Annotated in this window: 18 protein-coding genes, 5 tRNA genes and 1 riboswitch; of the genes, 20 read left to right on the forward strand and 3 right to left on the reverse strand. The window is 41.5% G+C overall.

All coding sequences use genetic code 11. The features are described 5' to 3' along the window. The first annotated feature begins 18 nt into the window (after positions 1-18). Positions 19-1,527 carry a threonine synthase gene (gene thrC / locus ACZ5Q0_RS10220; protein WP_446818079.1) on the forward strand — a complete coding sequence of 503 codons (1,509 nt, stop codon included), beginning with the start codon at positions 19-21 and terminating at the stop codon, positions 1,525-1,527. A gap of 88 nt (positions 1,528-1,615) precedes the next feature. On the opposite strand, the gene ACZ5Q0_RS10225 is transcribed toward thrC, so the two are convergent. Beyond that, complete coding sequence (locus tag ACZ5Q0_RS10225) at positions 1,616-2,824, reverse strand: cofactor-independent phosphoglycerate mutase (RefSeq protein WP_447182512.1); 1,209 nt, start codon at positions 2,822-2,824, stop codon at positions 1,616-1,618. Between the two features lie 452 nt (positions 2,825-3,276). Beyond that, positions 3,277-3,436, forward strand: a riboswitch (cyclic di-AMP (ydaO/yuaA leader). Between the two features lie 61 nt (positions 3,437-3,497). On the opposite strand from ACZ5Q0_RS10225, the gene ACZ5Q0_RS10230 reads away from it, so the two are divergent. The 5 genes from ACZ5Q0_RS10230 (at position 3,498) to ACZ5Q0_RS10250 (ending at position 8,717) form a co-directional block, all read left to right on the forward strand. Next, complete coding sequence (locus tag ACZ5Q0_RS10230) at positions 3,498-4,142, forward strand: ABC transporter permease (RefSeq protein ID WP_446818077.1); 645 nt, start codon at positions 3,498-3,500, stop codon at positions 4,140-4,142. Between the two features lie 17 nt (positions 4,143-4,159). Next, positions 4,160-5,275: a betaine/proline/choline family ABC transporter ATP-binding protein gene (locus ACZ5Q0_RS10235; protein WP_446818076.1), complete on the forward strand. Its 1,116-nt coding sequence runs from the start codon at positions 4,160-4,162 to the stop codon at positions 5,273-5,275. Next, positions 5,265-5,987: an ABC transporter permease gene (locus ACZ5Q0_RS10240; RefSeq protein ID WP_447182513.1), complete on the forward strand. Its 723-nt coding sequence runs from the start codon at positions 5,265-5,267 to the stop codon at positions 5,985-5,987. The genes ACZ5Q0_RS10235 and ACZ5Q0_RS10240 overlap by 11 nt, the downstream gene beginning before the upstream one ends. A 22-nt stretch (positions 5,988-6,009) precedes the next feature. Beyond that, the gene (locus ACZ5Q0_RS10245; protein WP_447182514.1) at positions 6,010-6,978 is read left to right on the forward strand and encodes a glycine betaine ABC transporter substrate-binding protein; all 969 of its coding nucleotides are present in this window, start codon (positions 6,010-6,012) and stop codon (positions 6,976-6,978) included. Positions 6,979-7,280: 302 nt separating this feature from the next. Further along, entirely contained in the window at positions 7,281-8,717 is a 1,437-nt protein-coding gene (locus ACZ5Q0_RS10250; RefSeq protein WP_447182515.1) for an asparagine synthase-related protein, read from the forward strand. A 3-nt stretch (positions 8,718-8,720) separates the two neighbouring features. Here the strand turns inward: ACZ5Q0_RS10250 and splB are convergent, their stop codons facing one another. Then, complete coding sequence (gene splB / locus ACZ5Q0_RS10255; protein WP_447182516.1) at positions 8,721-9,830, reverse strand: spore photoproduct lyase; 1,110 nt, start codon at positions 9,828-9,830, stop codon at positions 8,721-8,723. A gap of 138 nt (positions 9,831-9,968) precedes the next feature. On the opposite strand from splB, the gene ACZ5Q0_RS10260 reads away from it, so the two are divergent. From ACZ5Q0_RS10260 to ACZ5Q0_RS10270, 3 genes are all read left to right on the forward strand, one after another. Further along, positions 9,969-10,976 (forward strand): 4Fe-4S dicluster domain-containing protein, encoded by a 1,008-nt coding sequence (locus ACZ5Q0_RS10260; RefSeq protein ID WP_447182517.1) that lies wholly within the window; start codon positions 9,969-9,971, stop codon positions 10,974-10,976. Continuing rightward, positions 10,957-11,607 carry a cytochrome b/b6 domain-containing protein gene (locus ACZ5Q0_RS10265; RefSeq protein ID WP_447182518.1) on the forward strand — a complete coding sequence of 217 codons (651 nt, stop codon included), beginning with the start codon at positions 10,957-10,959 and terminating at the stop codon, positions 11,605-11,607. The genes ACZ5Q0_RS10260 and ACZ5Q0_RS10265 overlap by 20 nt, the downstream gene beginning before the upstream one ends. Positions 11,608-12,199: 592 nt before the next feature. Then, complete coding sequence (locus tag ACZ5Q0_RS10270) at positions 12,200-13,084, forward strand: NAD(P)/FAD-dependent oxidoreductase (protein ID WP_447182519.1); 885 nt, start codon at positions 12,200-12,202, stop codon at positions 13,082-13,084. Between the two features lie 147 nt (positions 13,085-13,231). Here ACZ5Q0_RS10270 and ACZ5Q0_RS10275 read toward each other — a convergent pair whose 3' ends face one another. Further along, the gene (locus ACZ5Q0_RS10275; protein WP_446818067.1) at positions 13,232-13,420 is read right to left on the reverse strand and encodes a hypothetical protein; all 189 of its coding nucleotides are present in this window, start codon (positions 13,418-13,420) and stop codon (positions 13,232-13,234) included. Between the two features lie 173 nt (positions 13,421-13,593). On the opposite strand from ACZ5Q0_RS10275, the gene ACZ5Q0_RS10280 reads away from it, so the two are divergent. From ACZ5Q0_RS10280 to ACZ5Q0_RS10330, 11 genes are all read left to right on the forward strand, one after another. Continuing rightward, positions 13,594-13,669: transfer RNA gene (locus ACZ5Q0_RS10280), tRNA-Asp, on the forward strand. Between the two features lie 4 nt (positions 13,670-13,673). Next, positions 13,674-13,749, forward strand: a tRNA-Phe gene (locus tag ACZ5Q0_RS10285). 13 nt (positions 13,750-13,762) lie between these two features. Next, positions 13,763-13,837, forward strand: a tRNA-Gly gene (locus ACZ5Q0_RS10290). Positions 13,838-13,949: 112 nt separating this feature from the next. Next, positions 13,950-14,025 (forward strand) — tRNA-Cys (locus ACZ5Q0_RS10295). A 148-nt stretch (positions 14,026-14,173) separates the two neighbouring features. Beyond that, a tRNA-Leu gene (locus ACZ5Q0_RS10300) sits at positions 14,174-14,262 on the forward strand. 623 nt (positions 14,263-14,885) lie between these two features. Next, entirely contained in the window at positions 14,886-15,629 is a 744-nt protein-coding gene (locus ACZ5Q0_RS10305; protein WP_447182520.1) for a phospholipase D-like domain-containing protein, read from the forward strand. An 11-nt stretch (positions 15,630-15,640) separates the two neighbouring features. Further along, on the forward strand, positions 15,641-17,080 hold the full coding sequence (locus tag ACZ5Q0_RS10310; RefSeq protein ID WP_447182521.1) for a C-terminal helicase domain-containing protein: 1,440 nt from the start codon (positions 15,641-15,643) through the stop codon (positions 17,078-17,080). Further along, positions 17,074-17,700: a DUF4391 domain-containing protein gene (locus ACZ5Q0_RS10315; protein ID WP_446818064.1), complete on the forward strand. Its 627-nt coding sequence runs from the start codon at positions 17,074-17,076 to the stop codon at positions 17,698-17,700. The genes ACZ5Q0_RS10310 and ACZ5Q0_RS10315 overlap by 7 nt, the downstream gene beginning before the upstream one ends. A 2-nt stretch (positions 17,701-17,702) precedes the next feature. Beyond that, the gene (locus ACZ5Q0_RS10320; protein ID WP_446818063.1) at positions 17,703-19,712 is read left to right on the forward strand and encodes a site-specific DNA-methyltransferase; all 2,010 of its coding nucleotides are present in this window, start codon (positions 17,703-17,705) and stop codon (positions 19,710-19,712) included. Between the two features lies 1 nt (position 19,713). Beyond that, positions 19,714-20,721 carry a virulence RhuM family protein gene (locus tag ACZ5Q0_RS10325; protein WP_446818062.1) on the forward strand — a complete coding sequence of 336 codons (1,008 nt, stop codon included), beginning with the start codon at positions 19,714-19,716 and terminating at the stop codon, positions 20,719-20,721. After that, a complete protein-coding gene (locus ACZ5Q0_RS10330) occupies positions 20,718-23,822 on the forward strand; it encodes a type III restriction-modification system endonuclease (protein WP_446818060.1) in 3,105 nt (1,034 codons plus the stop codon). The genes ACZ5Q0_RS10325 and ACZ5Q0_RS10330 overlap by 4 nt, the downstream gene beginning before the upstream one ends. Positions 23,823-23,898: the final 76 nt, after the last annotated feature.

Below are 23,898 nucleotides of genomic sequence, written 5' to 3' on the forward strand. Positions count from 1 at the left end.
AAAAAGGAGGATATAGTAGTGAACTACTTTAGTACCAGGGGCAGGGTGGAACCGGTAAGTGCCTCTCAGGCTATTACTATGGGAATAGCACCGGACGGGGGACTTTTTGTCCCGCAAAATATTCCCCGGCTTCCCGAAAATATATGGCAGGAAATGAGCGAGTGGAGTTATCAACAACGGGCTTCCTATCTAATGTCATTTTACCTGTCGGATTTTACCCGGGAGGAGATAGAAGCTTGTGTTACGGGGGCCTATAATGCAGAGCGTTTTGATCACTCTGAGATTGCACCACTGGTAGAGCTTTACCCGGGAGTTTTCATCCAGGAATTATGGCATGGTCCCACGGCGGCCTTTAAAGATATGGCTCTGCAGATTTTGCCTCGGCTGCTTACCACCAGTATGGGCAAGTTGGGGGAAAATAGTGAAATCGTTATTTTGGTAGCTACCTCCGGTGATACTGGTAAGGCAGCCCTGGAGGGTTTTCGTGATGTTAATAATACACGTATCATTGTGTTTTATCCTCGTGACGGGGTAAGTGAGGTTCAAAAGCAGCAGATGATTACCCAGTCAGGAAATAATGTATATGTAGCTGCGGTGGAAGGTAATTTTGACGATGCCCAGAGCGGGGTAAAGAAAATCTTTGCCGATGAAAATATCCAGCAACTCCTGGCTGACCATAATATGAAAATGTCTTCGGCTAATTCTATCAATTGGGGGCGTTTACTGCCCCAGATAGTATATTATGTTTCTGCTTATGTTGACCTGATCGTGGATAACAGGATCCGTCCCGGTGATGAGATTAATATCGTTGTACCTACCGGGAACTTTGGGAATATCCTGGCTGCCTATTATGCCCGGGAAATGGGAGTACCAATTCGGAATTTGATTTGTGCCTCTAATGCCAATAATGTACTTACCGATTTTATCAATACGGGTATATATGATCGCAATCGCTATTTTGAAAAGACCATTTCTCCTTCCATGGATATTCTGATTTCTTCTAATCTGGAAAGACTTCTCTATGAAGTTACCAGCCACGATGACCGGAAGGTGTCTGAATGGATGGAAGAGCTGCAAACGGAAGGGCGTTACCAGGTTGATCCGGCCACCCATCAAAAAATCAAATCCCTTTTCCGGGCGGATTTTGCCACTGATGAAGAAACGCTGGCTACCATTAAGCTGGGCTGGGATAAGTACCGCTATTTGCTGGATACTCATACTGCAGTAGCATGTAATGTGTACCAAAAGTTCTTAAAACATGGTGGGGCACAGATTCCAGCAGTTATTGCTTCTACCGCCAGCCCATTTAAGTTTGGCAGCAGTGTAGCTAAAGCAGTTTTATCTCCGGAAATGCGTGCTGGTAAGGATGAATTTTCTCTGCTAAGGCTTTTATCTACTGGTACAGGTCTTAAGATCCCGGCCGGCATAGCAGGTCTGGAGCAGCGTCCTGTTCTTCATAATAAGGTAACCACCACAGAAAATATGCCTGCTACTGTGCTTAACCTGCTTAACATAAAAAATAAATAGGCAGACCAGAAATGATTCCATACCCTACTAGGTAAGGCCAGCTTATAATAATATAATAAATAAACAGGACCGGAGATCGGTCCTGTTATTATTTGTGGATAAATAAATCCATCAAGGTATGTCCGGGTTCAACAAAGGGTCCCTGGGCGGCGGCTGCTTCGTTATACTCTCCCGGGCTGTTGGTATCCTCCTGCCGGCTGTCATAAATGAGGAAGGGTACAGGTTCACTACTGTGAGTCATAGTAGATAGCGGGGTAGGATGATCAGGAAGCAGCATAATCCGTACTGGCTCCAGAGCCGGGATCGCATTGATAATTGGAGCTACCACCAGTTTATCAATCTGCTCGATACTCCATATTTTAGAGGTCAGGTTACCCTGGTGTCCGGATTCATCAGGTGATTCAATATGGATGTAAACAAAGTCCTGCCCCTTTTTTAACTCCTCCAGGGCAGCCTGGGCTTTACCATAAAAATTAGTCTTCACCCCGCCAGTAGCACCTTCCACTTTTATGGGCTTAAGACCCGCACATTTTCCTAATCCTTTAATCAGGTCTACAGCGGCTACTACCGAACCGTTTAGACTATAGCGTTCCTTAAAGGTAGTGAGGGAGGGGCATACCCCTTCTCCCCAGAACCATACAGAATTGGCCGGTTTTTTCCCGGCTTTTTCCCGGGCCAGGTTGATGGGATGGGAAGATAATATCCGGGCACTTTTTTCCATAAAATCCAAAAGGATATGGCCATCCTGTCCCGCGGGCAGGTAATCACCAATAGAGCGGCCACTAATATCATGGGGTGGGGTTAACGACATATTTCTTTCGGCACCATCTTTCCACACCAACAGGTGACGATAACTAATACCAGGGTGAAAATGGAAATCCTGGTTGCCTAGCTCATCCTGCAAAGTCTTAATTAATAGTGATGATTCATTAGAAGGTATTTCCCCAGCACTATAATCAACCATCGTGCGGTTAGCATAGACTGGTGTTTCGGACAAGGTAACCAGGTTGCAGCGTAATGCCAGATCATGGGGGGACAAATTTACCCCCATACTGACCGCTTCCAAAGGAGAACGGCCTGTATAATAAATAGCAGGGTCATAACCCATTACACTAAGGTTAGCAACATCACTTCCTGGTGCCAGGTTTCGGGGTATGGTTCTTACCATACCGATAGTTGATCGAGGGGCCAGTCCATCTATATGGGGGGTATGGGCATATTGCAGCGGTGTCTTATGGTTAAGTTCAGGAATGGGCTCATCTGCCATTCCATCGGCTAGTATTACAATGTATTTCACGCGCCATTTCATCTCCTGTTTGCATTTTTCACCAGTATAGCACATGATGCCTCCGGGGAGTTGTTTGGTTTTAAGATGGGCCGGTTATTTTTAGATCTAGTACTAAAGTGGCGACAGTTAAAAACTACTAAGCATTTTCTCTATAGCAGACAGGTGGCCTGCATAGTATTAGAAATTGGTAGTAAAGTGATGTTTATAACCAAGCCTGCTGAAATAAGCAAACTACAGTTGGTATTAAAAAAGCCGGCTGAGGTTCGGAAACTGCCAGGAAGTAAATGGGAAACAGGGCTTTTTCGCCGTATTTTATTACATAAGCTTCTATATCACCATAGAATGTTAGAACACCCTATTTTTACCTTTTACCCTCCTGGCTACAAGGTTTTACCGCTTAAATGGGCCCTGGTTTGCTTTCGACAAGCTTGCAGATAATCTGTTATCATTTATATTATGGAACCAGAACAACGCTGAATTCTTTCCATGATCCAGTCATTTCCATGACTTTGGTCATGAAGAAGCGGGGAAACCGTATATTGGGGTGAAACCACCTGGTGGTAGGGTTACCTTACGACCCGAACCCGTCAGCTAACCTCGTAAGCGTAGCAAGGATGTAAATTACCGATATACATCTCGCTTATGCACTTCTGTTTCCCAATTCTAGGATGGTGTTATTTACATGTTCATATATGGTACGTTTGCCAATAGCTTTGCAGGCTATGTTATTGCTAATGGTGATAAAATTCTGCAGCTTAGCTGGGAACATTGTCTTTTAGTAATAGTAGCAGTTTTTATTGCAGTTGCTATAGGGATAGTATTGGGCCTATTAATAAGCTACTATAAATTTTTGGCCCGGATCGTCCTTTATGTGTGCCAGGTTATAATGACTATTCCTAGCCTGGCCTTATTTGGATTACTTTTGCCTTTCTTTGGTATAGGTTTTAAAACGGGTGTTTTAACCCTTATCCTCTATTGCCTCCTACCAGTAGTAAGAAATACTCATACCGGTATTGTCGAAATTGATCCAGCCATAATAGAAGCCGCCCATGGAATGGGTATGAACGAATTGAATATTATACGCCGCATCAAGTTGCCATTAGCTTGGCCAATTATTATGGCCGGCATAAGAACTGCAGTGGTTATGATAGTGGGAATCGCAGCTATTGCCTCAGTGGTAGGAGCTGGGGGCCTGGGAGAGTTTATATTCCGGGGCATTTCTCAATGGAATATAAATGCTGTCCTGGTAGGAGCAGTTTGCGTTTCCCTTTTAGCAGTTGTATTAGATCAATTATTAAAATGGGTAGAAACTAGATCGCAAATCTAGGGAAGGAGGTATTAATAATGATACGTCTGCAAGGAGTTACTAAAAAGTACAAAAACCAGGATATACCGGCAGTAAGTAACTTAGATCTGCATATTACCCGGGGCGAAACTTGTGTTTTAGTAGGTTCTTCCGGATGTGGGAAGACCACTACTATGAAAATGATTAACCGTCTGGTCAATCCAACCCATGGATCTATTTACATTAATGGACAGGATAACCAGCAGATAGATCCGGTGAAGTTGCGTCAAAATATTGGTTATGTTATCCAGGAAATTGGTCTATTTCCCCACATGACTATCGCTGATAATGTAGCAACAGTTCCTCGGGAAAAGAAATGGCCGGAAAGAAAGATTCAAAACCGGGTTGATGACTTGCTCCACCTGGTTGGATTAGATCCGGCTGAATATAGAGATCGCAAACCAGCCAGCCTTAGTGGAGGGCAGAGACAAAGAGTGGGGGTAGCCCGTGCTTTAGCTGCTGATCCTGCTATTCTACTGATGGACGAACCTTTCGGCGCAGTTGACCCCATAACTCGGACCCATCTGCAAAACCAGTTTTTAAAACTACAGGAAAAATTAAAGAAAACCGTGGTTTTTGTAACTCATGACATAGATGAGGCCATTAAGATGGGAGATACTATTGCGGTTATGCGGGCTGGTCATTTAGTTCAGCACGACAGTCCGGATAAAATATTAAGTGAACCGAAAGATGATTTTGTCTCCGCTTTAATTGGTGGTAATCGTACTATAAAGCGTCTGAACCTGATTAAAATCCGGGAAGTAATAAAAAATCAGCCGGTTCACCCCCTAAAGGTAAATAGTTCAATGGATACTGCTAAAGATATTCTGATTAGAGCACAATTCCCGGCTGTGCCTGTAGTAGATGATGGTGGTAGATTAGTAGGTATAGTTACAAAAAATATCCTGGCCGGTTTAAAAAAGCGGGCTAGAGTTGCAGATGTTATGGAACCAGGTGGGTGTGTAATAGATGCAGAGGCTACATTGGGTGATGCCCTGGCGACTATGCTTAATTACGGGGAACGCTATGTGATAATTGTCGATGACAACTACTCCCCCTGTGGGCTGATAACTTTCTCCTGTTTACTGGAGTTGATGAAAGACGATGCGGCTTAAAAGAATAATCAGCGATTGGGGACCGGTGGTACTTTTCACAGTTATGGGTATTTTTACTACCATATATTTTGTTAATCACCCGGGAGGGGGAATGGCAGCTCGTATCATTACGTATGATCAGATTTTCTTACTGACCAAACAGCATATTGTCATGGTATTAGTCTCTTCTATAGCTGCTATAGTGACCGCAGTTCCTTTAGGAATCATGCTAACCAGACCAAAATTCCAGGGCATAGGTGCCGTTATTGAAAATGTGGTTAATGTTGGTCAAACAGTTCCCAGTATAGCAATTCTAGCCTTATTCTTCGCCATTTTAGGTCTGGGATTTAATACGGCCGTTTTTGCTCTATGGCTTTATTCTTTACTGCCGATTTTGCGGAATACTTATGCGGGAATTAAAGGTGTTCCACGGGGAGTTGTGGAAGCTGCCCGGGGGATGGGGATGCCTTCTGTCCGTAGACTGACCCGGATTGAGTTACCCCTGGCTGCACCTGTTATTTTAGCAGGGGTTAGAACTGCGGTAGTAGTCAATGTGGGTACTGCTGCCTTAGCTACTTATGTAGGAGCAGGAGGATATGGGGATTTAATTGTCACAGGAATCATGGTACAAAGGCTGCCGCTTCTTTTAACTGGTTGTATTCTAAGTGCGCTTTTAGCCATAATATGCGATCATATTCTGGCCATATTGGAAAAACGGACTGCCGAATACTAATAAATATAGGGAGGGATTTATTTTGCTAAATAATAAGTTCATAAAGATATTTACTATAACTGTTTTGCTTAGTATTATGTCAGTGTTTGTCATGGGCTGCGGCGGAGGTCAGACTATTGATCAAAAGGGGGATGCCCAGGCTATTGATAAGTGGGTGTTAGCTACCAACCACGAATTTTCTGTACGTCCGGATGGATATCCCGAGCTTAAAAAAGTATATGATTTCAAGTTTGACGATGTGCAAGTTATGGATCTGGGGGTAACCTATGGTGCATTACAAAATGATAAAGTGCCAGTTGCTCTGGGATTTGCTACTGATGGTCGCATTGCTGCTTTTGGTCTTGTAAATCTAAAAGACGATAAATCTTTCTTCCCGGTTTATAATCCTGCTCCTGTAATCAGACAGGAAGTGCTGGAAAGCCATCCCGAACTAAAAGAGATCTTAGCTCCGATAAGTAAAAAACTGGATACAGCCACTATGACTGATTTAAACAAGCAAGTTGATGTTGATGATAAGAAACCGGAAGCAGTAGCCCGGGAATGGCTTCTTAAAGAAGGGCTTATTGAGGAAAAGAACCCTCCGGCTGATAAAGGTACCATTAGGGTAGGATCGAAAGAGTTTACCGAACAGCTCCTATTAGGTGCAATTACTATTAAAGTGCTGGAAAATGAAGGTTTTAAGGTGGAAGACCATACCGGCCTGAATGGTAGTCTAGTAGTGAGAACGGCTCTGGAAGAAAATGAAATAGACCTTTATTGGGAGTATACCGGTACAGCCTGGCTAACCTATATGGGCAATGAGGAGGCTATTACCGATCCAGAGGAATGTTACCAAAAGGTTAAACAAGCCGATGCCAAAAAGGGCCTGGTATGGCTGGATTATGCACCATTTGATAACACTTATACCTTAATGATGCGTAAAACAGATGCCGAGGCATACAATATTGAGACCCTCAGTGATCTGGCGGAGGTCATAAAGGCTAACAAATAAATATCTTGTAAATTATCCCTAAACTACCATGATATGATTTTTAAAAAGATTTCGCTTATTTATACAACGTTAATGGGCATCTAACAAATTACGGCTCCAATAGAGAAAGCATAACTCTTTTAATGCTTCACACTGACAGGGTGTTTTTTTACTGCCTGCCCATGCTGTTTTACCTATTAATACTTGCCTTGCCAAAACAGTAGATAGGGATTTTTAAAGCGGAATCAAAAAAATTTTTAAGGGAATAAAGGGGCCGAGCTGTACAAGCCAGCCCCTTTTTTATATGAAGGGAGAATATATTTGTGAGTGCAATATCGGGGATTTATGGGCCTAGTACCTGCAAACTCCATGCCCAGATGGTTGAAAAACTTAAACATCGGGGAAGGGGGAGTTTTTACTGGCAAAACAGCAGGGGCCAGGTGAGCCTGGCCGGTAATACTTCTGCTCATAGCGGTCTATTTCTGGATCAGAATACGGCTTTGGCTCTGGATGGGCAGATTCTAAGTGATGAAACTGACGACTATCTTGATCCCATTGATATCGCGAAACAGTTTAACCTTAAAGAAGAAGCTTTTATACCCGACCTGCGCGGTTCTTTTGCCTTGCTGTTAGCTGGTGATGATAATGCATTTCTGGCGGCCCGGGATGACTATGGTATCAAACCTTTGTATTGGGGTCGTTATGGTGATTCACTCTGCTTTGCTTCGGAGGCTAAAGCCTTAAGTGGTCTGTGCCATGATATTGAACCATTTCCTCCAGGATACTGTTATAGCTCAGGAAAACTTTATCGCTTCCGGCAATCCCGCAGACATTCTTCACTAAATGTTAAAGATTTAGATTGCCAGGTAATTACAGGTGAAATCAGGGCGATCCTGGAAAATGCTGTAGTACCGGGATGCCATGCTGGGTCCCAGATAGGGGTTTTTCTTAGCGGTGGACTAGATAGCAGTATTTTAGCGGCTTTATCATGTAAACATAGTGCGGAAGTACACACTTTTACGGTAGGGATTGACCAGGGACAGGACCAGTTTTATGCCCGGGAAGTAGCCAGGTACCTCGGCACCAACCATCATGAATATATTGCGGACATTGAGGAAATATATGAAATTCTACCTACGGTAATCTATCATCTGGAATCTTTTGATGTATCCCTGGTACGCAGTGCGGTAGCCAATTATCTGGCTTCCCGGCAGGCAGCTGAGTCAGGAATTCAATTTATTCTAATGGGGGAAGGTGCTGATGAACTCTTTGGCGGCTATGATTATTTGAAACGTAAAGGGCAGAGTGAGCAGGCTGCCGAGCTTAATAAACTTCTGGCAGAAGCCCACAGCATGAGCCTGCAAAGGGTAGATCGGATGACGGCTGCCTATGGACTGGATGTGGGCTTACCTTTCATGGATTTCCGACTTATAGATCTGGCCGGTAAAATTCCTATTAAATATAAAATAAAAGGGGGAGATATTGAAAAGTGGATACTGCGTTCTGCTTTTCGTGATGATTTGCCCGAGGATATTGTCTGGCGTCCTAAAGTGGAGTTTAGTCATGGTTCAGGTTCTGCTGATGTTCTCAGTACAAGTATAGCCACCAAAATAGGTGATAACGAGTTTACCGAGCAAAGGATAGTCAGTGAGGAGTTAATACTGAATTCCAAAGAGGAATTATATTACTATCAAATTTTTCATCACTATTTTCCTGAACAAGAACTAGCCGAGGTTACTGGTCGCTGGCAGCCGGTTTAATCCCTAAATAATATAATCTACCGGAGCCCCCGGAAAAAGTTTGTCCAGCTCAGCAGAGAAAAAATTCTTCATTATCTGGAGTTTTTCATTAGTATAAACATATTTACCATAGCCAAACTGACCGTATTTAAACCTGCGGTCAGTTCCTTCGTCCATGGGGAGATTTGTCTCAGGAAATACCTGTATAATATTAGTGCGTGCCCGGCTGGTAAAACGATGGGAAATGATTTCAAAGTGAAAGTCTAAATCGCAGGAGTAATGGATTTCCTGGCGTAATTTAGTTAAAAGTTCTAAATAATCCTCCTCCCAGCCAGGATCTAATATTATGGGTGCGATAATTACTCCTCCGGGGTATCCATGCTGAATCACCTGAGATAAGGCGTCTAAACGTTGGGATAAGTTCGGAGTTCGGTGTTCATAACGGCTAATTACCGAGGGAGTATTAATACTAAAGCGGATACGGGTATGACCCTGGTGATCTAAATTAAGCAGGCTATCAATATAAGGGAACTTAGTCACAAAACGAAGTTTCCCATATTCCTGGGCGGCAAAAAAATCAATGGCCCGGGCCAGTGAACCACTGTAAGGCTCTACTGCTATTGGATCAGAAGTTGCCGCAGCTTCGAATAGGGTTATATCCGGTTTACGGTTATCGATGTATTTTTGTGCCTGTAATAAAATTTCATCTACATTTACATATATACGGGTATAAGGTTTTTTACCCAGCTGGGTATTAAGATAGCAGTATTCACAAATACCTTGGCAGCCGGTAACCAAAGGCAACTGGTAATGGGCAGATGGTTTACAGGTTGCAAAGTCCAGGGTTTTGCGTACCCCTACCACTAGAGTGCTTTTACCCTGAAAAAAAGCTTCCCGGGGGTTTTTACCTGGGATACCAGTCACCCGGTTGTGTGACTGTAAAAAACTCACTTCAATTCCTTGGCCTTTAAATTGTTTATGCATTTGCCTACCGATAGGATATTCTAAAGCCTCTCTTTCAAAAAAAACCCGCTTAATCCTATTAATACTGGTAATCACCATTATTATCACTCTCTTTCCGACACTGGCTAACTGTCTTATTATGGTTGGCTGGTAGTTATAATCTCTGGTCAACAATATTATTATCTTGCCCGGTCCATAAATAAATAGATAAAAAATTTGCAGTGACTTATTGACAAAATAGGAATAGGTGCCTATTATATAAATATACCCCTAGGGGGTATGGGCAATGAAATTGGGGAGGTAAGGCAAATGGCGATCACCAGAAGAGCATTTATTCAAAGAGCAGCGGCTTCCGGTGTAGCAGCAGCTACAGTATTGAGTGGCACCAGTAAAGCTATGGCAGGAATGGCAACGACTGTAGAATATGCTACTGTAATAGATTTGACCAGATGTGATGGGTGCCCGGATCGGGATACACCTCGTTGTGTATCAGCTTGCCGGACCAAAAACCAGGCACGGTTTCCGGAACCGGAAAAGCCTATTTTGGACTACTGGCCGCAAAAGAAACATGAAGATTGGTCAGATAAGAAAGGGGTTACTAACCGGCTTACACCCTATAACTGGACTTATGTTCAGCACCTGGAGGTAGAACATAAGGGGCAAAAAATAAAAATACACGTTCCCCGGCGGTGCATGCACTGTGATAATGCTCCCTGCTCAGGTCTATGTCCTTTTGGTGTCAATAATCAAACTCCGGAGGGAGCCGTGGTTATTGATACGGAGGCCTGTTTTGGCGGGGCCAAGTGCCGGGATGTATGTCCCTGGGAGATTCCCCAGCGCCAGGCGGGGGTAGGTTTGTACCGGGAAGTTGCCCCTAAATATGCTGGGGGCGGGGTTATGTATAAGTGTGATATGTGTATTGATCTAATCAGGGAAGGGAAGCCGCCGGCTTGTACTAAAGCATGTCCTAACCAGGCTATCCATTTTGGTCCCAAAGAAGAAATGCGCAGTTATGCTGGTGAGTGGGCTAAAAAGAACCAGGGTTATATTTACGGAGATAAAGAAAATGGAGGAACCTCTACTTTCTATCTCTCCAAAGTGCCTTTTGAAGCAATAGATGAAGCCATTCGGGAACAAGAAGTAGATGGTAAACCTGGTCGGCCAGCTATGCCGGTAGGAGTAGAAAATCCGTTGGATGAACCAGGTAATCTGGCAAAAGCCTTTGTTATTGCCCCGGTAGCGGGCTTGATGGCAGCAGGTTTAAGTGTTTACCGGACTATGAAGGGGGAGGAAGCTGATGAAAATACTAAGGCATAACCGGGTCATACGGTTTATCCATTGGGTAACAGCTTTGTCCATATTTACGTTGATCTTTACGGGATTTGGGCAGATGCCCGTCTACAGGCGTTATAATGTTGATAAGATAGCTGGTTTAGAATGGTCCAGTGACTTTTTAATTACGGTAAACATTCACTATATAGCAGCCATTATTTTGGTTTTTGTAAGTTTTTATTTTTTGGCCTATCTGATTGGCTCCCGGAGTACTGATATCCTGCCAAGGAGGGGAGATTTTAAGGAATCTATTCAGATTTTTGCGTCTATGGTAGGCTTAGCCGAGGAACCGGAAAATGATAAATACCTAGCTGAACAAAGACTAGCTTTTGCAGTTACAGCCGGATCAGTTGCGATTCTTATTATTACCGGTTTGATTAAAGTTTATAAAAATTTACCCGGGGTGAATTTATCAGCCCAGGCAGCCTTTTGGACCGCCCAAATACACAATATATTTACCGTTATCCTTTTAATATCTATTATTATACACCTGCTGGCCTTTCTCATTAAAGATAATCGCCCCCTGGTGGCCAGCATGTTTACCGGGAAAATTGATAAGGAATATGTAGCTCGAAGACACAGTAAATGGCTGGCCCGTTTAGAGAAGATTAATTAGTAAAAATAAATGGTAGCAGGGGGAAGATCGATAATATTAAAGTAGGTATTTAAACACTAAACTTGGTCAGCTGTTTCCCCTGTCTGGTATTAATTCAAGTCAGCTGTCAAAAACTATTCCCGGGCTTATATTTTATAATATGGATTCATGATGGGCTGACATGGTTGCTAAGGGGTGAATTAGGCGGTCTATGGTGAGCTACCCGTTTTCCCCGGTAGATAAAAAAGAATCTTTATGAACCTAACTAAGGGCCTATGATGGAATATGATATTTTTATTAAAACATGTTTTGAAAGCCGGTAAACCTTTGCTAATATAATGTGGTAATAGATCTTAAACCAAATTATCATCCACTCTATAATATGAAGGGTGGCATCCCTGGATAAATTTTCTGAGTAAATTCAAAGTTATAAAATCGGTAGGATATTAAGGTTTTTGAACCGAGGTCCGGTAAACTGAAAAATGGGGATACTAATAGAGAATAGCGGGGATAAGTAGGGAGGCAAGTTGAATTTTCTCCCCAAAGCACTGGATTAATTTCGCTGAATTTTGGGCGAAGGAATATATCTATTACAATTAAGGAGATGTTATCCATGAAATATGATCTATATGACCTGGCTATCCTGGGTTGCGGGCCAGCAGGACTTTCGGCAGCTATTAACGCTAATATCAGGAACAAAAAGGTAGTAGTAATCGGTGCTGAAATATGCAGTCCTCCTTTACATAAAGCACAAAAGATTGATAATTACCTGGGATTCCCCGGAATTGCCGGGGAGGAACTTTTGGACCGGTTCATGCACCATGCTAAAAGCATGGACCTGGAAATAACCTCCACCAAGGCGGAGATGATTAACCAGGATGATGAAGGTATTTATAATATTCTGTGTGATAATGAAATCATCCGTACTCGTACCATCATTATAGCTACTGGGATACCTTATAAACCTACCCTGCCCCAGGAGGAAGAATTCTTAGGGAAAGGCTTAGGTTACTGTGCTACCTGTGATGGGCCTATTTACCGGGATAGGGATGTGTTGATTATTGCCTATAGTGATGAGGGTGAACATGAAGCTAACTTCATGGCCGAGATCTGTAAGCAGGTATATTACCTGCCTCTCTATGAAAAGGAATTCGCTCTTGATCCCCGCATTACAGTTATTGATGGAAAACCTTCTCATGTGGTGGGAGAAGATTTTGTTGATGGACTAGAACTTAAGGATGGCCGGGTTATTGAAGTTGAGGGAATATTTATCCTGGGAGGAGAAACGGCTCCTGATCGATTGATACCTGGCTTAGAACTGGATAAAAACCATATCAAGGTGAACCGTGCTCAGGAAACGAATCTACCGGGCGTCTATGCTGCGGGAGACTGTACTGGAGCCCCATATCAGGTAGCCAAGTCGGTTGGAGAAGGGCAGGTAGCAGGATTAAACGCTGCCCGCTATGCCTCACAGATGAGAGATGCCAGGCAGCGTTAATACAGCACTGGTATGGTGCCAAGGCAGTGTTAACACTGCGCTCCAGGAGTAGGGATAACTTTTTTAAGGGGCATCTAAAGGGTACGGTAAGGGGAAATTTCATTAAACCCTTGTTTTAGCCTTAATTAAAATACACAGGTATTTTAATTAAGGCTGTTCATCTTTTTCGGTTGATTTTGGCTGCCGTTTAGGGGGACCGATGACTCCAAATTCATAGAAAAAATCATCAGTGGCTCCAAATAGTGCATTAGCAAAGCTGCCTTTTGTTTTTCCTTTGGCCATGGCTGTTATCGGGTCTTCTTCAATGGGACGGCCTATCCGATTATTTAAAGGCATAAACTGCACCTCCTTGTGAGTAGTATTTCTTGTCTAGGGGATAATTATTTGTTGAAATCTGTTCAAAATTAGTGTATTATAAATAAGCGCTCCGGTACTGTTAGTACTCGCAGTAAAAACCTTTAAGAAAGGTTGACTAATAAAGAACCGGATGCTATAATAAACATCGTTGCGGAGCCGTGGTGTAGCGGTTAACATGCCGGCCTGTCACGCCGGAGATCGTGGGTTCAAATCCCATCGGCTTCGCCATTAAGCCTCGGTAGCTCAGTCGGTAGAGCAGAGGACTGAAAATCCTCGTGTCGGTGGTTCGATTCCGCCCCGAGGCACCATTAACTAACTTAAGCGGAAGTGGCTCAGTGGTAGAGCATCGCCTTGCCAAGGCGAGGGTCGCGAGTTCGAATCTCGTCTTCCGCTCCATGTAAATACAGCGTTACTAGGGTAACGCTTTTATTTTGCTCTTAAGATCACTTTTGAATAGTTGCAATAAAAGGGCAAAGTTGATATAATTGAACCTGCGCTGAGCGCAATTGGGCGGGTGGCGAAGTGGCTAACGCTGTGGTCTGCAAAATCACCATTCACCGGTTCGAATCCGGTCCCGCCCTCCATACTAAGTAAACTAAGCCCTTTTAATAAGGGCTTTTATGATCTTTTAAGGATTTTATCACTGGTGTCAATTAAATTGTCTTAATTGCAAATCCTATCTTGCAAAATGCCTTTTACCGTGATAAACTATATTCTGCGCAAAGCAATTATGCCCGGGTGGCGGAATAGGCAGACGCACGGGACTTAAAATCCCGCGAAGGTTAAACTTCGTGCCGGTTCGACCCCGGCCTCGGGCACCATCTAAGAATTAAAAATTCTCAGGTTTTCACTATGAATAACCTGGGAATTTTTTTGTTTCTGCGGACATTTACGATTAACATCGTAAGCGCTTTTCACACTTAAAACACAGTCGCGAATCCCATGCGGTAGTAATATTATTTGGTTAGTGTAATAATTTTTGGTATCTACTTTCAGTAACGATAAAATACGCCCTACTGTTTATGGCACGATATTAAGAGACTATAAACAGTCCAGATCTGCCAGGTATTCTTGCCACGGATCAGGCAGCTACATAACTGCGTACGGTTCTAAAATCATGCCCGGTATCTTTGGCGATACTATGAGGAGCTTCCTAGTTCTATGTCAAAATATGCTAAAATTGTCTTAGGATTAGATGACGCTCATGACTATTAATTTCAAGAATATTATAGACCATGACATAAAGACAAAAGACATATATAGACAGGAGTATGAGCTGCCATTAGTTTACCAAACTTAGTAAAGATAAAAATTTGGCAGTCAATATGTTTAGTCAAATCTTCAAGGTCTTGAAATGACATTTCGGATATCGTGAAAATTGTAGACATAATTGCAATTATACGGTGTTATGGAATTATTCTGCCTGGGATTATGGGGGGAGCATGTGGAATTATTTAATAACGTAACAAAAATCGTAAAAGATGATTTAGAACGGGTACTTACGCCGGGAAGCCGTATTTCTATTGCGGCCGCCTGTTTTTCTATTTATGCCTACAGGGAGTTGAAGCGTCAGTTAAATAATATTGATTCTTTACGTTTTATTTTTACCTCGCCCACATTTGTCACTGAAAAGTTTCCTAAGGAAAAACGTGAATTTTATATTCCGCGATTACATAGGGAAAGAAGCCTTTATGGTACTAAATTTGAGGTAAAGTTAAGGAATGAACTGACGCAAAAAGCAATTGCCCGGGAATGTGCAGATTGGATTCGTAAGAAGGTTATCTTTAAATCAAACGCCACCCAGGATAGCATGGGGGGATTCCTTAATATTCAAACAACTGATCAACAGTTAACCTATATGCCTTTAAACGGATTCACAACCGTTGATATTGGTTGCGAATGCGGCAATAATATCCATGATATGGTAAATAAATTTGAGGCTCCATTTAGTAGTGAATATTTTCGCCTGTTCGATAGCATATGGAATGATGAGGATCGACTTCAGGATGTTACGGATGAAGTCGTCGAATATATATCTGCTGTTTATCAGGAAAATCCTGCTGAACTTATTTATTTTATGACACTCAACAATATTTTTAGCGAGTTTCTTGAGGATATTTCCGAAGATGTCCTACCTAATGAAGCAACCGGTTTCCAAACGAGTTTAATCTGGAACAAACTATATTGACTGTAAGGCGTATGTTTAACCAGATCTATGAAACCCTGGAACTCATTGAAGACTTTCGGTCTGATACCAATGTTGCCGTGCAAGATGTAAACGATTTTGGTGACCTTGATCTAGATGATCAGAACATGGATATTTTTAATGTAGGTAAAAAATTCACGATTGATTTATGTGATATGGACTACCTTTCATGGCAGCGTGATTTGTCCGCTGATCTGGAAGTTCTTGAATTACTAATTCTGATGATCGAAGATATTACGCCAGAATACGATTATAAGCTAAATAAGCTTTTAAATGTTATAGAAAATAAAATTACCAATCCTATTAACCCTGAAAATAAAAAAGCTCTTATATTTACAGCCTTCTCTGATACAGCAGAGTATTTATATAAAAATGTGAGTGCGTTTGTAAAAGCTAAATTTGGCTTAAACAGCGCTTTAATAACCGGGTCAATTGACGGACGAACGACAATTCCGAAATTCCCAATTGATATGAATACAATTTTGACCTGTTTTTCTCCTCTTTCCAAAGAGAAATCCCTAGTAATGCCCAATAATCATCACAAAATTGATGTCCTGATTGCTACCGACTGTATTTCCGAAGGTCAGAATCTTCAGGACTGCGATTATTGCATTAACTATGGTATTCACTGGAATCCGGTGCGAATTATCCAGCGCTTTGGTCGTATCGACCGCATCGGGAGTAAAAATTCAGTGATACAACTGGTGAACTTCTGGCCTGATTTAGAACTGGATGACTATATAAATCTAAAAAGCCGTGTAGAAGCGAGAATGCGGATTTCTATTATGACATCTACAGGTGATGATGACTATATAAATCATGATGAAAACGGTGATCTGTCCTATCGCCGTCAGCAATTGGAAAAGCTGCAGAATGAAGTGATTGACCTAGAAGAAATGACTACTGGTATCTCTATTATGGATTTGGGCTTAAGTGAATTCCGTATGGACTTGCTGGCATACATAAAGGAACATCCGAACTTGGATCAGACTCCATTTGGTATCCATGCAGTAGTGCGCGGTGAAAAGCCCGGGGTGATTTTTGTATTGAAAAATGTAAACCAAGCAGTCGACACTAAAAATCAAAACCGTCTCCATCCATTTTATATGGTATATATTGGTGATGATGGTGAGGTCGTTTGCAATCATCTGGAGCCTAAGGCCATACTAGATATTATGCGCCGCCTTTCGCGTGGTAAAAATACACCTGATATGGATGCTTGTCATATCTTTAATCATGCTACTAATGATGGCAAAAAAATGGATCGTGTATCTGGTTTACTCCAAAGTGCCATTTCATCAATAATAACTGTAAAAGAAGGAAGTGATCTGGACAGCTTTTTCGGTGATGGGCAAACGACTTTCCTGACCGGTAACATTTCAGGTCTTGATGATTTTGAACTGATCTGCTTTATGGTGGTGATAAGATGCTGATTTTCCCAAACAAGGCTGTTGTTGGGCGCATCATGCCGAAAGAAGCATTTTATAAACGATTGACACTGAGTCGTGAAGTACGAGAAAAATTCGTATCCGATATCAAACGTATTGTCATGGAGTACAAGCTGGCACCAGACACTTTAAATATTGAAAAAGATGGGGAGATATCCGAAATTCTTGTGCTCTCCATTGAACTGAAAAAACCGGAAATGGACTATCGAATTATAGAGAATATAGCCCGGCAAAATGCACATAAACTGTTATTTTTAATAAAATTTAGAGACCAGGGGCAATTGGCCTTGTATTACAACAAGCTTTACACGACAAAATGGGGGCCCCTTGCAGACCTTGAGCTAAATGTTAGAGGTCTTAAGCTTGACGATATCTGGGAAGGATTTATTGAACAGATTGGCCTCCAAGAAGATTTAGGGTCTACTTGTGATAGTCTATCCATTTCTGAAAAGCTAAAAAAACAGGATACAATTCTGAGGCTGCAAAAGAAAATAGCAAAATTAGAGCGGCTTTCTCGTATCGAAAAACAACCTAAAAAGAGATTTGAATTATATACCCAGCTTCAGAATTTAAAGAAAACATTAGCTGAAGAAAAAGGAGAATAAATATGGATAAATTAAAAATGCACTCGGTAAATAAAGTAGATGAGAATATAAAAAAAATTGGCGCACTGTTCCCCAATGCACTGACTGAAGTCATTAGGGGTTATAAGAAAGATGGTACTGCCATCGTCGAATCCGCAATTGACTTTGATGTACTGCGCCAGGAGCTTTCCAATGTGGTGGTAGAAGGCCCGGAGGAACGCTATCAATTTACCTGGCCAGATAAGAAAAAATCGATACTACTGGCTAATGCCCCTATTGCTAAAACTCTACGCCCCTGCCGGGAGGAAAGCGTGGACTTTGACAACACTGAAAACCTCTATATAGAGGGAGACAATTTGGATGTGCTTAAATTATTACAGGAAACTTACCTCGGTAAAGTAAAAATGATTTACATAGATCCACCCTATAACACCGGAAATGATTTTGTTTATGAGGATGACTTTGCACAGGATACTAATGAATATCTGGCTAACAGCGGACAGTATGATGAAGAAGGCAATAGGCTGGTACAGAATACCGAGAGTAATGGCCGGTTTCATACTGACTGGTTAAATATGATATATCCGAGAATCAAATTGGCTAAGGATTTATTAACCGATGATGGAGTCATCTTTCTAAGTATTGATGATAATGAATCAGAAAACCTAATTAAAGTATGTAATGAAATATTTGGAAAAAGTAACTATGCTGATTGTATAACCTGGAATAAAAGAGTACCTAAAAACGACAACAAAGGTATTGGGAACATACATGAATATATACTTGTTTATGTAAAAAACGCAAATAATAAACGTCAATTTTTTATGAGAAAAGATGGAATAGAGGATATTTATGAATTAATAGATTCCTTCAAAAGGAAACGACCTTCTATTTCAGATGCAGAGGCTGAATTAAAACACCTTTATAATAAAAAAGGATATGACAGAGGAATAACCTTATACAATAATCTTGATGAAGATTATGAACCTTGGGGGAAAATCAATATGAGCTGGCCGAACGCCGATACTTTTGGCCCTAGATATGATGTGATTCATCCCAAAACAGGGGAATCTACAAAAGTACCTGATAGAGGTTGGCGTTGGAATCAAGCAACATTTGCCAAACAGTTAGACTATGATCATGTAATTGAAAGATATGATGGGAGTTTTATCTGTGGCCAGGTATGGTTTGCAAAAGACGAAAATACTCAACCAAGTTCAATAAAATATCTAAGAGATGTAAGTAAAATGTTATTACGTTCCATTATCAGTTTGAAAAGCGATGGTGGCATGGAAGTAGAAAAAATATTCGATGGAAAAGGTTATTTTCCATATCCGAAACCAACCTCACTTCTAAAAACATTAATAGATTCACTTGATGAAAAAGATGGAATATTTCTGGACTTTTTCTCCGGATCCGCCACAACCGCTCATGCAGTTATGCAATTAAATGCCGAAGATGGGGGCAATCGCAAATTCATTATGGTGCAGTTACCTGAAGAAACCGACGAAAAATCAGAAGCATTTAAGGCCGGGTATAAAAACATTTGCGAAATCGGCAAGGAACGTATACGTCGGGCAGGTAAAAAGATTCTTGAGGAACATACAGAGGCTTCAGGCAAATTGGACATCGGTTTCCGTGTGCTAAAAGTAGATAGCACCAACATGCAGGACGTTTACTACACGCCTACTGAATATTCGCAAAGTAAGCTATTTGACCTTGAAGACAACATCAAGCCTGACCGCACTCCCGAAGATTTGCTCTTCCAGGTTATGCTCGATTTAGGTGTACTGCTGTCCAGTAAAATTGAAGAAATAATAATCGGCGGTAAAAAGGTATTTAACGTAGCAGAAGGTTATCTGATGGCATGCTTCGATAATAATGTTACCAGCGAGGTAGTAACTGAAATTGCTAAGAAACAGCCCTATTATGCCGTGTTCCGTGACAGTGGTATAGCCAGCGACAGCGTCGCTACCAACTTTGAGCAGGTATTTGAAACTTACAGTCCAACCACAGTAAGGAAGGTGCTGTAAGATGAGCGCACCAGAATTGGGGAAAATCCTCATTTACCAGAACGAAAAAGGAGATACCAAGATAGATGTCTATTTTGAAGATGGTACGATTTGGATGTCGCAAAAAAGCCTGGCAGAATTATATCAGGTTCGTATTCCCACTATAAATGAACATATAAAAAACATTTTGTCTGATGGTGAGCTTGATGAAGCAACTATTAGGGAATTCCTAATAGTTCAAAATGAAGGTGGCAGGCAAATTCAAAGGCAGATCAAGCATTATAACTTCCAAATGGTACTCGCCATTGGCTATCGTATCCGTTCTAATATCGGTATTCATTTTCGTAACTGGGCATCGAAAGTTCTAACTGAATACAGCAAAAAAGGATTTGCCATAAATGACGAGCGGCTGAAGAATCCGCAACCCTTTGGTGCTGATTATTTTGACGAGTTACTTGAACGCATTAGAGATATTCGTGCTTCTGAAAAACGCTTTTATCAAAAGATTCTAGATATTTATAAAACCTCAGTTGATTATGACCCTAAGCTGCCCAGTACACAGCTTTTTTTCAAAATGGTCCAAAACAAAATGCATTACAGTATACATGGGCATACTGCTGCAGAACTAATTGCTGCACGTGCAGATGCCTCCAAGCCTAACATGGGTTTAATAACTTTCAAGGGGGCAAAAGTGCGGAAGGGTGATATTAATATCGCCAAGAACTATCTGAATAAAGATGAGATTTCTGGGCTTAACCGTATTGTAACAATGTATCTTGACTATGCAGAAGATCAAGCTAAGCGGCATATTGAAATGCACATGGCGGACTGGGAAGATAAACTGGATGCGTTTTTAAAATTTACGGGTAGAGAAGTTTTGCAGAACGCGGGAAAGGTATCTGCAGAAGTAGCGAAAAAGCTGGCCGAGCAGCAGTATGAATTGTTTGATTCGCACAGGAAAATACAGGAAGCCAATTTGGAGCTTCTGGAGGAAGAAACACAGTCCATAAAGGCGGTGAAGAAAGATTGAAGTTCCAATTTAAAATTCAGCAATACCAGACTGATGCCGTAAATAGTGTCGTGAATATATTTGCAGGGCAGCCTTTTACCGAACGGGTAAGCTATGTACGAGATTTGGGTATTATAAAAAAACCACAAAATACCCAAATATCCATGTTTACTGCCCCGGAGCCTCCGGAAGATGAGATCGGAATCGGCTTTGAGAACGCTCGCCTTGTTCTAAGTCCTGAACAACTGCTGCTCAATATTCGTAATATACAAGCCCGCAATAATATTAAGCAATCTGATAGTCTAGTCAGTCATCTAGGGGCTTGTAGTTTAGATGTAGAAATGGAGACTGGTACTGGCAAAACCTATGTATATATAAAGACTATCTTTGAACTTAACAAACTTTATGGTTGGAGCAAATTTATTGTGGTGGTTCCGTCTATTGCAATCCGTGAAGGCGTGTATAAATCCTTTCAGATCACCCAGGAGCACTTTATGGAGCATTATGGCAAGAAGGCGCGTTTTTTTATTTACAATAGTAAGAACCTTACCGAACTGGACAATTTTAGTTCCAGTGCTGGAATCAATGTCATGATTATAAATATTCAGGCTTTTAATACTTCGCTGAAAGAGGGAGGAAGAAGTAAAGAAGCCCGTCGGATATATGCAAAATTAGATGATTTTGGCAGCCGCCGGCCTATTGATGTTATTAAAGCCAACCGCCCTATCCTTATTCTGGACGAACCACAAAAGATGGGGGGAGATAAGACCCAACAGGCGCTGAAAGGATTTAATCCGTTGTTCTGCCTGAATTATTCTGCCACCCACGTTCAGCATCATAACCTGGTATATGTTCTAGATGCAGTGGATGCCTTTAATAAGCGATTGGTAAAGAAGATTGAGGTTAAGGGGTTTCATTTAAAAAATTTACGCGGTACAGATAAATACTTATTCCTGGAAAATATTATAATTTCTCCAAAGAAACCCCCCATGGCAAGAATCGAGCTGGAAATTAGCTATAATAAATCAATTAACCGTGAAACCCGTATTCTTGGTGTTGACGATGACCTATATCCTGTTTCAAATTTTATGGAACAGTACAAAGGATATCATATCAGCGATATAGATCCCATACGCAGTACTGTTACCTTTACAAACGGTGATGAATTATCCAGGGGCGAAGTAGTTGGTGATGTATCCGAGAAGGATATGCGACGGATCCAAATCCGGGAGACTATCATTTCACATTTTGAAAAGGAACAACGTCTGTTTGAATTAGGTATCAAGACTCTTTCACTTTTCTTTATCGACGAGGTAGCGAAATATCGTGTATACAGTGAGGCAGGTGAAGAGGTCAATTCCGAATATGGTGATATGTTTGAGCAGGAATATATTAACGTTCTTAACCAGTATATTACCCTGGAAGATACACCATATTGCAGGTACTTAAAAAGCATAGAGCCTCAGGCAACCCATGCAGGCTATTTCAGTATAGATAAACATGGGCGTAAAGTGGACAGTACCACTAAACGAGGTAGTGATGTGAGCGACGACATATCTGCTTATGATTTGATTCTCAAAAACAAGGAACGCTTGCTCAGTTTTCAGGAACCGGTAAGGTTTATTTTCTCACATTCTGCCTTGCGGGAAGGCTGGGATAACCCTAATGTTTTTCAGATTTGCACTTTAAAACATGGGGGTATAAGTCCGACGCACAAGCGCCAGGAGGTTGGCCGCGGCTTGCGCATCTGTGTTAATCAGAACGGTGATCGCATGGATAGCGAACTATGCGGTGACTCGGTTCATTCTATTAATATGCTCACTGTTATTGCCAGCGAGGGTTATAAGAACTTTGTTGCTGATTTGCAAAAAGGTATTAAAGAAGCATTATATGACCGTCCGTCTAAAGCAACTCAGGAATACTTTACGGGCAAAACCATTATGGTAGGAGAGCAGTCCGTTGTAGTAGATGTTATGCAGGCTAAAGCTATTTACCGTTATTTGTTGAAAAACGATTATATAGATGACAACGATAATGTAACGGAGGCATATCGGACCGATTTAGAGAACAACTGCCTGGCCCCTCTCCCTGAATCTCTAATATCTCTTGGTGCAGGTGTTCATACCCTAGTTCAGAGTATATTTGATGAAAGTATTCTGGATGAAATGATCGAAAATGGTAATAGGACAAAAATTAAAGAAAATGTATTGAATGATAATTTTTACAAACAGGAATTTCAGACCTTATGGGGATATATTAACCACCAATATGCATATACCGTTGAGTTCGATAGCAAGGAGTTAATTCAAAAGGCCATAAAGCACATTAACGAAAAGATGTTTGTGTCTCAGCTTCAATATACGGTTACAACGGGTAAACAAGCTATCGACTTGAACGAGTATGCTATTGCTCGTCGTGATAGTTTTAATCAAGTTAAGACAAGAACGGCAACCCTGCACCATGCAGAAATAAGCCAAATTAAATACGATCTGGTTGGCAAAATTGCTGAAGGTACCGCACTTACTCGTCGTACTATCGTTGCAATTTTAGCAGGTATTGAAAAGCATATATTTGCGATGTTTAAACAAAATCCCGAGGAGTTTATCACCAAAGCGATACGATTGATTAAGGAACAAAAAGCCACCATGATTGTAGAGCATATAACCTATGACCAAATTGAAAAACAATACGACGGTAGTATTTTTACTGCCGAAAAAGGTACAGGTGATTTTACAAAAGCTTTCCGGGCCAAGAAAAATATTCAGGATTATGTATTTACCGATGGTTTAGCTGAAAAGAGTGTAGAACGTCGGTTTGCAAAAGATATGGACGATGCAGAAGAGGTTTGCGTATATGCTAAACTACCTAAAGGTTTCTCTATTCCGACTCCGGTTGGTAACTACTCGCCGGACTGGGCGATTGTTTTTAATGAAGGTACTGTGAAGCATATTTATTTCATTGCTGAGACTAAAGGGACAATGGAGAGCTTAAACCTCCGCCCAATTGAACAGGCGAAAATAGCTTGTGCCAAGCGGCTTTTTAATCAACTTTCGACGAGTAAGGTCAAGTACCATGATGTAGATAGTTATCAGACGCTACTAAATATCATGGGGAAAATTTAAAAATGGCGGTGCCTGACACCAACTTATCAACTTATTAAATATTCGTACAATTTAACGCTGCTTACATGCTTACATA

The organism is Syntrophomonas erecta subsp. sporosyntropha (assembly GCF_055395365.1).

Excerpts from the sequence above, each read along its gene's own strand:
- ACZ5Q0_RS10230 (WP_446818077.1), top strand. The coding sequence starts at position 3,498 with ATGTTCATATATGGTACGTTTGCCAATAGCTTTGCAGGCTATGTTATT.
- ACZ5Q0_RS10235 (WP_446818076.1), top strand. The coding sequence starts at position 4,160 with ATGATACGTCTGCAAGGAGTTACTAAAAAGTACAAAAACCAGGATATA.
- ACZ5Q0_RS10240 (WP_447182513.1), top strand. The coding sequence starts at position 5,265 with ATGCGGCTTAAAAGAATAATCAGCGATTGGGGACCGGTGGTACTTTTC.
- ACZ5Q0_RS10260 (WP_447182517.1), top strand. The coding sequence starts at position 9,969 with ATGGCGATCACCAGAAGAGCATTTATTCAAAGAGCAGCGGCTTCCGGT.
- ACZ5Q0_RS10265 (WP_447182518.1), top strand. The coding sequence starts at position 10,957 with ATGAAAATACTAAGGCATAACCGGGTCATACGGTTTATCCATTGGGTA.
- ACZ5Q0_RS10270 (WP_447182519.1), top strand. The coding sequence starts at position 12,200 with ATGAAATATGATCTATATGACCTGGCTATCCTGGGTTGCGGGCCAGCA.
- ACZ5Q0_RS10275 (WP_446818067.1), bottom strand. The coding sequence starts at position 13,420 with ATGCCTTTAAATAATCGGATAGGCCGTCCCATTGAAGAAGACCCGATA.
- ACZ5Q0_RS10310 (WP_447182521.1), top strand. The coding sequence starts at position 15,641 with ATGTTTAACCAGATCTATGAAACCCTGGAACTCATTGAAGACTTTCGG.
- ACZ5Q0_RS10315 (WP_446818064.1), top strand. The coding sequence starts at position 17,074 with ATGCTGATTTTCCCAAACAAGGCTGTTGTTGGGCGCATCATGCCGAAA.
- ACZ5Q0_RS10320 (WP_446818063.1), top strand. The coding sequence starts at position 17,703 with ATGGATAAATTAAAAATGCACTCGGTAAATAAAGTAGATGAGAATATA.
- ACZ5Q0_RS10325 (WP_446818062.1), top strand. The coding sequence starts at position 19,714 with ATGAGCGCACCAGAATTGGGGAAAATCCTCATTTACCAGAACGAAAAA.